This is a genomic window from Marixanthomonas ophiurae, assembly GCF_003413745.1.
Classification (GTDB): domain Bacteria; phylum Bacteroidota; class Bacteroidia; order Flavobacteriales; family Flavobacteriaceae; genus Marixanthomonas; species Marixanthomonas ophiurae.
In genome coordinates, this window is record NZ_QVID01000002.1 from 390,578 (window position 1) to 403,001 (window position 12,424).

Annotated in this window: 8 protein-coding genes; 5 read left to right on the forward strand and 3 right to left on the reverse strand. The window is 34.1% G+C overall.

Translation table 11 applies throughout. From position 1 onward, the window contains the following. Positions 1 to 40 precede the first annotated feature (40 nt). Positions 41 to 1,429, forward strand: a complete 1,389-nt coding sequence (glmM, locus tag DZ858_RS11965; protein WP_117159901.1) for a phosphoglucosamine mutase — start codon at positions 41 to 43, stop codon at positions 1,427 to 1,429. 3 nt (positions 1,430 to 1,432) lie between these two features. Here the strand turns inward: glmM and DZ858_RS11970 are convergent, their stop codons facing one another. Continuing rightward, positions 1,433 to 2,305, reverse strand: a complete 873-nt coding sequence (locus DZ858_RS11970; protein ID WP_117159902.1) for a lysophospholipid acyltransferase family protein — start codon at positions 2,303 to 2,305, stop codon at positions 1,433 to 1,435. A gap of 66 nt (positions 2,306 to 2,371) precedes the next feature. Here DZ858_RS11970 and DZ858_RS11975 point away from each other — a divergent pair, with 66 nt between their 5' ends. Both DZ858_RS11975 and DZ858_RS11980 read left to right on the forward strand, forming a co-directional pair. After that, on the forward strand, positions 2,372 to 3,022 hold the full coding sequence (locus tag DZ858_RS11975; RefSeq protein ID WP_117159903.1) for a rhomboid family intramembrane serine protease: 651 nt from the start codon (positions 2,372 to 2,374) through the stop codon (positions 3,020 to 3,022). An 11-nt stretch (positions 3,023 to 3,033) separates the two neighbouring features. Next, positions 3,034 to 3,723: an SIMPL domain-containing protein gene (locus DZ858_RS11980; RefSeq protein ID WP_117159904.1), complete on the forward strand. Its 690-nt coding sequence runs from the start codon at positions 3,034 to 3,036 to the stop codon at positions 3,721 to 3,723. A 76-nt stretch (positions 3,724 to 3,799) separates the two neighbouring features. On the opposite strand, the gene DZ858_RS11985 is transcribed toward DZ858_RS11980, so the two are convergent. Then, a complete protein-coding gene (locus DZ858_RS11985) occupies positions 3,800 to 4,930 on the reverse strand; it encodes a TlpA disulfide reductase family protein (protein ID WP_147309596.1) in 1,131 nt (376 codons plus the stop codon). A gap of 152 nt (positions 4,931 to 5,082) precedes the next feature. On the opposite strand from DZ858_RS11985, the gene DZ858_RS11990 reads away from it, so the two are divergent. After that, positions 5,083 to 7,455: a GAF domain-containing protein gene (locus DZ858_RS11990; RefSeq protein WP_117159906.1), complete on the forward strand. Its 2,373-nt coding sequence runs from the start codon at positions 5,083 to 5,085 to the stop codon at positions 7,453 to 7,455. Here the strand turns inward: DZ858_RS11990 and DZ858_RS11995 are convergent. Next, complete coding sequence (locus DZ858_RS11995; protein ID WP_117159907.1) at positions 7,452 to 8,660, reverse strand: Pycsar system effector family protein; 1,209 nt, start codon at positions 8,658 to 8,660, stop codon at positions 7,452 to 7,454. The genes DZ858_RS11990 and DZ858_RS11995 overlap by 4 nt on opposite strands. 56 nt (positions 8,661 to 8,716) lie before the next feature. Here DZ858_RS11995 and DZ858_RS12000 point away from each other — a divergent pair, with 56 nt between their 5' ends. After that, entirely contained in the window at positions 8,717 to 12,409 is a 3,693-nt protein-coding gene (locus DZ858_RS12000) for a phosphoesterase (protein WP_117159908.1), read from the forward strand. Positions 12,410 to 12,424 lie beyond the last annotated feature (15 nt).

Sequence of the window (12,424 nt, forward strand, 5' to 3'; positions counted from 1 at the left end):
GCATCTTAAAAAAAGTATATTTGCTTAAAAATTTGAACTCATGACATTGATAAAATCTATTTCGGGAATACGTGGAACCATTGGCGGTTCGCAAGGTGAAAATTTAACTCCAATTGATGCTGTAAAGTATGCAGCAGCTTATGGCAGTTGGGTAAAAAAACAACGACAAAAAGAAGAATACCGTGTAGTTGTTGGGCGTGATGCACGTATTTCGGGAGAGATGGTACAACAATTAGTAATGAACACACTAGTGGGTATGGGAATCCACGTAATTGATCTTAATTTATCAACTACCCCAACAGTTGAAATGGCAGTAATGATGGAACACGCCGATGGTGGAATTATTTTAACGGCAAGTCATAACCCAAAACAATGGAATGCGCTTAAATTACTAAATAAAGATGGTGAGTTTTTAAATGCTGAAGCTGGACAAGAAATATTGAATATTGCTGAAGCCGAAAACATCAATTTCTCTGAAGTAGATGATTTAGGAAAAATAACTACCAACGATGCATATATAGACTTACATATTGATGAGATACTAGAATTACCTCTGGTAAATACTTCAGCTATTAAAAAAGCAAACCTTAAAGTGGTTGTCGACGGTGTCAACTCAACTGGAGGAATTGCAATCCCGTTGCTACTTAAAGCGTTGGGCGTTCAAACAGTCGAGTTATTCTGTGAACCAACGGGTGAGTTTCCACATAATCCAGAGCCTTTAAAAGAGCATTTAACTGATTTGATGGAGAAAGTAGTGAACGAAAATGCTGATTTTGGTATTGTGGTAGATCCCGATGTAGATAGATTGGCTTTTGTAGATGAAAAAGGCGAAATGTTTGGTGAAGAATATACCTTGGTTGCTGTTGCCGATTATGTGCTTCAGCACAACCCTGGAAACACGGTAAGCAATATGTCTTCTTCTCGTGCCTTACGAGATGTTACTGAAAAACACAACGGAACGTATACGGCAAGTGCTGTGGGTGAAGTAAATGTGGTTCAGAAAATGAAAGACACCAAAGCCGTTATTGGAGGCGAAGGAAATGGCGGTATTATTTATCCAGAATTACACTACGGAAGGGATAGCTTGGTTGGAGTCGCTCTATTTTTGAGTCACTTAGCCGAAGAAAAAATTTCAGTAAGTGAACTCAGAACACGCTATCCATCCTATTATATGAGTAAGAAGAAAATTGAGCTAACGCCTCAATTAGATGTAGATAAAATTCTGAAATCAATTGAAAGTAAATATGCTTCAGAAGAAATTAATACGCTTGACGGGGTTAAAATAGATTTTGCTGAAAATTGGGTTCACCTTAGAAAATCGAACACGGAGCCTATTATTAGAATTTATACAGAAGGGCCTTCACAAAAAGATGCCGATACTTTAGCAGATCGCTTTATTACAGAAATTAAGGCAGTAGCAGAGAATTAATGGCTACTGAATGCGGTGCTTCCAGCGTTTATGCGACCAGAGGTAAAACTCTGGTTGCTCTTTAATTTGATTTTCAATCTCCGTTAAAAACATTCGGGTAATTTCAAAACCAGGGTATTCTTTTGGGTTTTCTGCAAGCAATTCAAAAGAAGCTTTATAGTAGCCCCTTTTTACTTTTTTAATCTTCAAGTAAACAGCTGCGAAGTCTAGTCTTTTAGCAAGTTCTTCGGTACCAGTAAAAACAGGAACATCAATACCCATAAACGTATCACGATGTTTGTAGGCATTCTTTTTAGGGGATTGATCCGAAAGAATTAGTGCTGCTGAGTTTATATTTTTTTTCGAATTCCTAAAAAGTAAGGGTACAATTTTTTTGTTCGTGATTGTTTCAGCCCCAAAACGCCCACGAATATTTTTTACGAGGGTATCAAAATAGGGATTGTCTAGTTTTTTGTAAACAGCATAACTCTTATGGTTAATGTGGCTTGGTAAAATAAAACTCCATTCCCAACTAGCGTAATGGCCACACATTAAGAGAAAGCTTTTATCTTTTTCATACAATTGTTGTAACATTTCAATATTTTCAAACTGAAAGCGTTTTCGGATTTCTTTTTCTGAAATGGTAAGACTCTTTATAGTTTCAAAAATAATATCACATAAATGCTTGTAAAAGCCTTTGGCTATACGATTTATTTCTTCCGGAGAATGGTCTGGAAAAACGAGATTTAAGTTGTTTTTAACTACTTTTTTTCGGTAGCCAATTATATAATATGTAATTATGTACAGCGCTGACGATTTGATATATAATAGCCACATGGGTAGGATAGAAACTAGCCAAAGTATGGGGTACAACAAATAATAAAGTAGCCTTTGCATATGTGGTTTTACCGCAAAACTAACTAATTTTATTGCATAACAACCGTTTAATTTTACTGAAAAGACATGCCAGAACTTCATATTGCAACCATTATAATCATTGCAGCCAATGTAATTATCTCAATAAAAGGCTTTAATGATTTTTCTTTTTTTGAAAAGTATAAATTCAATATAGCCGGAATACGTCGTGGAGAACAAATACGAATGGCAAGTTCGGGTTTCTTACATGCAGATTGGTCGCATTTATTTTTTAATATGTTTACCCTATTCTTTTTTGCCAATGTGGTTATTAATTCCGTTGGGGTTATCAAGTTTGTATTGATCTATTTGGCAAGTTTGATTGTAGGAAATCTGCTGTCGTACTTTTTTCATAAAGACGAATACCATTACAGTGCAGTAGGAGCAAGTGGTGCGGTTACGGGTGTTTTATATTCGGCTATCTTGTTTTATCCCGATATGGGATTGTACCTGTTTTTTATTCCAATCGCCATTCCTGCTTGGATTTTTGGTATCCTGTATTTACTGTATTCTATCTACGGAATGAAAAGTAGATTAGGAAATATTGGTCACGATGCACACTTTGGCGGGGCTATTGCAGGGTATGTATTAACGATTGCTTTTGCACCTATATTATTGCAAACGCAATTGTGGATTGTTGCCGTATTGGCCATTCCTATTATTTTATTATTTGTATTACATAAACTCGGAAAAATTTAAAAAAGAACATTATGAAAAAAACATTTCAAATTTTAGTTATTCTCTTAACAACAACTATGATGACACACGCTCAAAATACAGCAACACCTACGGTATCGGTTACTGGCGAAGGGATTATAAATACGGTTCCAGATGAAGCTAATATTGATATCCGTGTAGAAAATACAGGAAAAGATGCTACCATAATTAAACAAGAAAATGACCGTACGGTTTCAAAAGTATTGTCATTCATAAAGAAAATGGGTATCGATGAAAAAGATGTAAGGACAGAATACATTCGATTGAACAAAAATTACGACTATAATAGTAAGACCTATAATTATAGTGCTAACCAAGCAATTTCAATTAAGTTGAAAGATCTTTCAAAATATGAAGATTTAATGAATGGCTTATTACAAAGTGGCATTAACCGTATTGATGGAGTAAGTTTTTCGGCTTCAAATGAAGATGAACTAAAAGCGCAAGCTAGAAAGAAAGCAGTTGAAAATGCTAAAATGAAAGCAGAAGAATATGCTAGTGCTCTTAATCAATCAATAGGGAAAGCGGTAATGATTAGTGAGTTTCAACAACCTGATTACCCACAACCAAGAATGTACAAGTCGGCTATGATGGAAAGTGATTCTTCTGGTGGGCAACAACCTATCGCTCCAGGAGGAATTAAATTAAAGACGACTGTTAACGTAAGTTTTTTATTAAACTAAACTAATAAACATTTCACATAAAAAAACCTTCACAATTTTTAAATTGTGAAGGTTTTTACTTTGTAATACTATTGTACTAGTTGGTGTCTTCGTTTCCTAGTAGAGACTCCATCTTAGTTCCAAGAGCAGCGCCACGAAGGTTTTTATCAATGATTTTTCCGTTCTCATCTAATAAAAATGTAGCTGGGATAGCACGCACATTATACGCTCTTGCAATTGGATCTTGCCAAAATTGTAAGTTAGATATGTGATGCCAATCCATATTATCATCGGCGATAGCTTTTATCCATTTGTCTTTTTGGCCTTTACGATCCAAGGAAACACTAATAATGTTTAATCCTTTATCGTGATACTTTTCATACACTTTAACCACATTTGGGTTCTCTACTCGACAAGGCTTACACCAAGACGCCCAAAAGTCAATAATCGTATATTTTCCTAACGCATCTTTTAAAGCAAGGGTTTCACCTTCTGGAGTTGGACCACTAAAATCTGGTGCCGCAGACCCAATATCTACTTTTTTAGCATTTTTAATCATAGCTTCTACCTGTTTTACTATAGGAGAAGCAGCTACTTTAGGCGATAGGTTATCAATTACTTCACTAGCTTCTTGAGCGGTCATTTCTTTGCGAGTTATCATTTCAGAAAGAAGCATAACAGAGAATAAAGAGTTTTTGTTACTTTTTATAAAATCTTTTTTTAACTCAGTTTCTTGTTTAGTTAGTGCTAAATTTTCTTCTTGAATCCTTTTTACGGTAGCCGCATCACCACTCGCTTGAGCCTTTCTAAATTCTTCAATATCAGCTTGCTTTTTTTCATTGATCCCGCGCATTTCTTCAGAAAAACTTTTAAATGCTTCATTTTGTTTTCCTCCAGTAACAAAAGAAGATCCAATACTGTCTTTATAAAGTGTAGCTTTCATATCTACATTTTCTGGAAAATATACAATATTAGCTCTCACACCATTAACGGTAAGATAATTAACAGATAGACTGTCACTTTTAGGGTATGTTCCCTCAAACTTGCCATCCATTATAGTAAGGGTATCAATTACCTTGGGTTGATTGCTATTTTTTATACTGTACACGTATATATCTGTACTATCTTTAAAATTGCTGGCGGTACCTTTTAAGGTATAAGTGTTGCTATCTCCAGCGCAAGAAGTTAAAAGTATTGCTGTAAGTAATGTGAATAATATTCGTCTCATAATAGGTATATTTGTAAACGCAAAAATAACAGTATTTGTTTCTGAAAAAAAATGCAATTCTCAAATTATTGTTAATTTGTTAAAACGAAGACTCTTTATAGAAATAAAATTATAATTTAGAATAAAATACCAGAACGGTTAATTAGTTGAAAATGAAAACACAAGACAGCGAATTTCCTTTAAAGATACAAGTGAGCTTTAGCAAGCTTTTTAATAAGTATCGTGCTCATCTGGATGCTCCTCAAAGAATGATTAGGGAGCGTGCAAAAGCGGTACTGGAAATAGCTGAAAAGTATCCCATTTTAGAAGAAGGTATTACCACCAAAGCTGAATTTGAGAAGTATGATGAACAAATAGATGTTATTCTAGATGAGTTGTTTTCTTCCTTATTGCAGGAAAATGAAATAAAACTGGCAACTGTACCTTTTCAAGAATTTGTTTTTAAATCGTCAAAACGATATAAAGATATTATCCTGGCAGCTGGAAAAGAATATAAACCGCAGCTTTACAATTTCGATGATGATTATACATACATAATGAGTTGTAGCATTATTTTAAATGTTTATTATGGATATAATGTAGATTTTAAAAGCCCGTTATATTATAAAATACCAGATGAGGAAGGTGTTAATCATACGTACCGTATTCTATATAATGGTGATTTTGTTGATTTAATACCAACTGATAAGGCGAAAGACATTACTAAAGAAGATGTTGAAGAGTTGCTAGATGGGTTTGACAATATTGCACTTTGGAAAGAAAAATTCCCTCCTGGAAGTTGGATTTTTAAAGGCTTTGTAATTGCCAATATGTTCGATGTTACCTTAGATGCATCTATTTCGGACTTTAAATCCAATTTATTACGGAATAATCCCGAAACTGAAAATAACACTAACACGTTTGAATCTATTTTCAAATCTATTTTTCAACTTCAGGAACTTAAAATTGGTTTTTCAGAATTTAATGAAGAAGATCAGTTATTCGAAAAGTTCATCTTTAAGAATGTCGATAGTTTCATTTTAAATGATAAAGACAAACAACATTGCCAAACAGCACTTTGCGATGCATCATATTACAAACTTTTTAAACAGAAAGAGTTTTATTGTATATCGAATGTACCGAAATATCGTAAACTATATCCCGATAATATTTTATATAAAAAATTAATGGATCAAGGTATTAAAAGTGCCATTTTAGCATCCATAGTTAATAAAGAAGATAAAGTGTTAGGGATTTTAGAGCTAGTATCCCCAAATATAAATGACCTTAACTCTATAAATGCCAACAAGCTACATACGGTTATGCCATTTTTAGTAGATTCAGTAGTACGTGGAAAAAAACAAATTGAAAATAAACTTGAATTAATTATTCAAGAAGAATGCACTTCATTGCATCCTAGTGTCCATTGGAAATTTAGAAAAGAAGCTAAGCGATATTTGAACCAAATTACACAAGGAAACCCAACTTATTTTAAAGAGGTTGTTTTTGAAGATGTACATCCATTATATGGACAAATAGATGTTAAAGGCTCTTCAGAAGCCAGAAACAATGCAACTATTAAAGACTTAATACTTCAATTAAAACAAGTTAAGGAAATTATTAATAAAATAAATAATCTTGAACCGCTTCCTATATACGAACATTTGGAATTTAGAATTTCAAATTACCTTACAGAGCTTAAAGAAGGCTTACAAGTAGATAGTGAGCGTCAAGTATTGAAGTTTTTAAGAACTGAAATAATTCCTCTTTTTAAACATTTAAGTGGTAAAAGTGAAAACTTAGAGAATTTAATTAAAGATTATCAAAAACAAGTAAACGATAATAGTGGTCTAATTTATAAGCATAGAAAAGACTATGATGACGCTGTAATGATTATTAATAAGCGTATGGCCTCAATTATTGATAAAAAACAATTAGAAGCCCAAGAAATGTACCCACATTACTTTGAACGTTTTAAAACTGATGGGGTAGAGCATAATTTGTACATAGGTGAAGCCATTACCAAACATAAAAGTTTTAACAAAGTATATTTATATAATTTGAGATTGTGGCAATTGCAGGTAATGTGCGAAATGGAAAATAGTTATTATAAACTTAAAGAGCAGTTACCCGTACAATTAAATGTCGCCTCCATGATTTTAGCTTTTAACGGATCGTTATCGCTTCGGTTTAGAATGGACGAAAAACGTTTTGATGTTGATGGAACCTACAATGCTCGTTACGAAGTTGTAAAAAAACGAGTTGATAAAGCCAATATTAAAGGCACTGAAGAACGCGTTACTCAAGAAGGTAAAATCGTTATTATTTACTCGCAGAGAGAAGATGAAAAAGAGTATTTAAAATACATATCATTCCTTCAGCATAAAAAACAGTTGGATAAAGATGTTGAAATAGTTGAACTAGAAGACCTCCAGGGGGTTACAGGTCTAAAAGCTATACGGGTTAGTGTGTTGTATTCTAAAAGCAAAGACAATAAAAAAGAATACTATACCTACAATGATTTAATTTCAGAAATTAACAATTAAGACATTCTTGAGCCGCCTAAGTAGAATGATAAAGCAAAGGCTAGAATTGAAATAATAGTACCTGTAACAAATATGGTATAGGTCCATCTTAAAATTCGGTATTTTCTATCTAGTACTTTTCCTAAAAAGTATAAATCTTTGGTAAGAGAAGAATATACATAATTTCGGTCTTTTAATAATTCATCCATAGCCCATTCATATTCTGAAAGTTCCATACGGTGAAAATTTCCGAAGAAAGCCAGATTCACACTTTTATTTTCTACATCTTCCTTACTAAATTCGCCTCTAGTAACGTTAGGGCGCGTGGCTATAACCGATAGAATCATAGTAATAGCACTAAAAATTACAAATATGGCTGTTGGAATTATTAAATAATCATTGGAAGGATTATCCAATTTTGAAAGTAAATTAGAGAGAACCAACGAAATGATAATAGCATTTACTGAAAGTAAGATATTAGCTTTAGTATCGGCAATATCACTTAGTTTTATATGATTTCTAAGCGCAGTTCTATAAAAAGTTTGAATTCCACGATCTACACTTTTGTCCTTATACTTTGCTTTTAATTGCGCTTTAAGCTCTTCTTTTTTAATCTTCTTCTTAATCTTTTTATTTTTGTTAATTAAATCAGCAAGATTCTCTTGTTTAGTATGTTGCCAATTTTTTAACGCATAAGGGGTATAAAACTTATGTTTATCGATGAGGAGTTCTATGTTTTCGTCTCGCCATTCTTGAGGGGTATAATTTCTAATGTTTTGAGCAATATATTCTTGTCTTAAATACTCGCTGGCTTCTTCAAAATAGTCTTTCCCAAAATGCGAAGAGTCTGCATCTCGCATAATTTCTTCTAAATGGTCTTTTGGAGTTGTGTTTTTAAACTTGGTTGCCTTGATGCATTTTTCAACCCCTTCTATAATGTCTTTTTCAACATCTTTTGACTCCAAAAACTCACGGGCAATTTTTACGCTTTCTTCTTCGTGACCTTCACGTGTTTTAATGTATCCCGTGTCGTGTAATATGGCGGCCAATTTAAGAACGGTAGCATCTTTAACAGAAATTTGGGAGTCTTCAATAATTTCGTTTATACTTTTATAAACGCGTTTTGTGTGCGAATAGTTATGATAGACAAAGGTATTGGGTAATTTTTCCTTAAAAAGGTTAAGCACAAAATTATCCGCTGCTTCAATTATATCTTTATCGCTCATAAAAACTTCAGTTTTAAATATCCAAATTACTAAAAATACTACGCTTTAATTTGCTTATGAAAAAAATTAACATCTTTATAACTTTTGTAACTGCACTGCTGTTTTCTGCCTGTGTTACATATCAACCTCAATATTCTTCAACTAACAAACCCATTTCTACGGAAATGGCAGGAAAGAAAGTGGATAAAACCTTCTATCTAATTGGCGACGCCGGTTATATTTCCATTGGCGAAACAGAAAAAAACTTAGCATTACAATCGTTTCAGAAGTATATAGCCGAAAAAAATACGGACAACGATAATTTATTGTTCCTCGGAAACAGCTTTTACCCTAAAGGTCTTCCTGAAGATGAAACACCTGAAAAAGAACAAGCAAAACAAATTATAAAGAAACAATTGGAAGCCATTAAAGGCTTTCGAGGTACTGTAAATGTATTACCCGGAAATCTAGATTGGAAATCTGGTGTGGATGGTCTTGAACTAGAAGAAGACTTGCTGAAAGAAGCTTTAAATTCAGATTCTGTATTAGAACCAAACAATGGATGCCCAATTGAAGAGGTGGATATTAGCGATTCTGTTCATTTAATTATGATCGATACACAATGGTATATTGAAAGCTGGGATAAACATCCAAAAATGAACGATAAATGCCAGATTAAAAACCGAGCTAAGTTTTTAGTTGAACTAGAAGGGGAGCTTAAAAAGGCAAAGCAAAAAACCATTATTCTAGCAATGCACCACCCATTATACACCAATGGTAAATATGGAGGGAAATATCCTGCTAAAAATCACTTATTACCAATTCCTGGTCTCGCTTCATTGATAACCCAAGTAAGAAGTCAGGGTGCAATATCTTCACAAGATAGATATAATGAGGCTTACAACGAATTAATGGGAAGAGTTGAAGTGTTAGTTAAAGACCATAAAAACTTAGTATTGGTTTCAGGACATGATCAATCGTTACAATATATTGAAGGTGCCAATGCAAAGCAAGTTGTTTCAGGTTCTGGAGGAGGAGCTACAGCTGCTGATTTAGGTGAAAACGGACAGTTTTCTTATGGTGGACAAGGTTTCAGTAAAGTAACTATTTATAAAGATGGTTCTACTTCAGTAGCATTTTTTAAAGCAGAAGAGGGTGGAACTTCAACTAAACTATTTGAAAAAGAAATAATCGCTTCAGAAAAAGAATACGATATTTCAAAATTACCTGAATCGTTTCCTAAAACGGTAAAATCAGCTGTTTATAACGATAGTTTAGTAAACCGAAGTAGTTTTTTTAAAACAGTTTGGGGGGATCATTATCGTAAAACATACGGAAAAGAAGTACTGGCACCAACAGTAGATTTAGATACCTTATATGGTGGATTAACCGTAGAACGAGCGGGTGGAGGTCACCAAACGGTTTCACTTCGATTAGTGGACAAAGAAGGGCACGATTATAATATGCGAGCATTAAAAAAGAGCGCTGTTCAGTTTTTACAGACTGTAATACTTAAAAATGAAGTCATTGAGAGCGACTTTAAAAACACTTTACCAGAAGATTTAATCCTCGATTTTTATACGGCGGCGCATCCGTATGGAGCTTTTGCCATTCCAAAATTGGCCGATGCAGCGAAAGTATTTCATACCAACCCCAAGTTATTTTATGTTCCTAAACAAAAGGCACTTGGTAAGTTCAATGAAACCTACGGAGATGAATTGTATATGATTGTTGAACGTCCTGATGAAGAATATGACGAAGCAATTTTTGATTATGCCGAAGATATTATTAGTACAGATGATGTTCTAGAAGAAATACGAGACGATGAAGAAAATAAAATAAACCAAAAGGCATATATCCGTGCCCGGATGTTCGATATGTTAATTGGAGATTGGGACCGTCATAACGATCAATGGCGTTTTGCCCTGCAAGAAGATGAAGATGGTAATAAAATATACACACCAATCCCAAGAGATAGAGATCAGGTTTTTGCAAACTTTGATGGCGGATTATTAGATGCCGTACGTGCTTTATTTAGTACGGCTCGTCAATTTCAAGTATATGGTCCAGAGTTAGAACATACAAAATGGTTTAACAGTGCCGGAATAAAGTTAGATCGTGCCTTAGCCGAAAACTATGGAAGAGAAGAGTGGATGGCTCAAGCTAAATACATACATGAAAATGTAACAGATGAAGTGATAGAAAATGCTTTTAATGACCTACCGGAAGAAGTGCAGGATGAAACTGCAGAAGAAATTAAAGAAAACCTAAAAGGGCGACGTGATAATATTGTAAGAATTGCTTCAGAGTATTACGATTATTTCTCAAATCTTCAAATTATAACAGGAACCGATAAAGATGATATTTTTGAAATTACTCGACTTCCTGAAGGAAAAACAAACATCAAAGCATATAGAATTAAAGATGGTGAAAAAGGTGACCTTATTATCGACAGAACCTTTACCAAAGATGATACAAAAGAGCTTTGGATCTACGGCTTAGATGACGATGATGTTTTTGAAGTAAAAGGAAAAGGCAGCCGTCCTATTTTTATCAGGATTGTTGGTGGTCAAAACAATGATACCTACGATATAGAAAATGGAAGTAGAATAAAGGTTTATGATCAAAAAAATAAGAAAAACACCATTAAAAATAAAGGTGGTGCAGCTTTTAGAATTACCAATAATTACAATTTCAATACGTACGATTATATAAAAGAGAATAAAACCATAAACTTATTACTACCGGCTTTTGGTTACAATGCAGATGATGGATTTTTAATTGGACTTTCTGATACGTTCACCGTTCACGGTTTCCAAGAAAATCCTTTTAAACAAAAGCACAGTATAAAAGCGGGGTATTATTTTGCTACAGAAAGTTTTGATATTAATTATAGCGGTGAGTTTGCCAATATTTTTGGAGATTGGAACTTCTTAGTCGAAGGGCATTTCCGTAACCCCAATTTTTCTGAAAACTTTTTTGGCTTCGGAAATGAAACTGTAAACCTTGATTATGAAGAAGATCTTGGTAGAGATTATAACCGAGTGCGTATAGGAAGTTATGGTGGTGCATTAGGAATTAAAAAAGATGGCCGCTACGGAAGCACTTTTGAGTTTAAAGCAAAATTTGAAGGTGTTGAAGTAGAAGATACCGACGATAGATTTATTTCAGATATTGGATATCCAGATGTTGCGGAAAGAAAGTATTTTGCATCAGCCGAAGGTACATACACGTATGAAAGTTATGACAATAAAGCCAATCCTGGTAGAGGAATGCATGCGAGCTTGACGGCTGGAGGAACTCAAAACATTGATGATAGCGATCGTGTGTTTGGATATGTAATTCCGGAGTTGACTTTCTACAACGCATTGACTAAAGACAAAAAGGTTGTTTTAAAAACTAAGGCGGTTGGGCATTTTAACGTTGGTAACAACTATGAGTTTTATCAAGGAGCTCAATTAGGTAGAGATTATGGACTTAGAGGATACCGAAGAGATCGCTTTACCGGTCGTAGTGCCTTGGCTGGAGGAGCAGATTTGCGATATAGCTTCAATAGTTTTAGAACTGCAGTGACACCTGTGCAAATTGGAATATTTGGTGGGTATGATGTGGGTAGAGTTTGGGTGCCTAACGATACTTCAGATGTTTGGCATAATAGCTACGGCGGAGGTTTCTGGATTAATGCTGCCGACTTGTTAAGCGGTACCGTAAATGTTTTTACTTCAGATGAAGGTGTTCAATTTTCTTTTAAAGTAGCTTTTTCAATGTAAATTAAGAATACTATT

Bases quoted from the DNA above. Each gene is read 5' to 3' on its own strand.
- DZ858_RS11985 (WP_147309596.1), bottom strand. From the start codon at position 4,930: ATGAGACGAATATTATTCACATTACTTACAGCAATACTTTTAACTTCT.
- DZ858_RS11990 (WP_117159906.1), top strand. From the start codon at position 5,083: ATGAAAACACAAGACAGCGAATTTCCTTTAAAGATACAAGTGAGCTTT.
- DZ858_RS12000 (WP_117159908.1), top strand. From the start codon at position 8,717: ATGAAAAAAATTAACATCTTTATAACTTTTGTAACTGCACTGCTGTTT.
- glmM (WP_117159901.1), top strand. From the start codon at position 41: ATGACATTGATAAAATCTATTTCGGGAATACGTGGAACCATTGGCGGT.
- DZ858_RS11980 (WP_117159904.1), top strand. From the start codon at position 3,034: ATGAAAAAAACATTTCAAATTTTAGTTATTCTCTTAACAACAACTATG.
- DZ858_RS11975 (WP_117159903.1), top strand. From the start codon at position 2,372: ATGCCAGAACTTCATATTGCAACCATTATAATCATTGCAGCCAATGTA.
- DZ858_RS11970 (WP_117159902.1), bottom strand. From the start codon at position 2,305: ATGCAAAGGCTACTTTATTATTTGTTGTACCCCATACTTTGGCTAGTT.
- DZ858_RS11995 (WP_117159907.1), bottom strand. From the start codon at position 8,660: ATGAGCGATAAAGATATAATTGAAGCAGCGGATAATTTTGTGCTTAAC.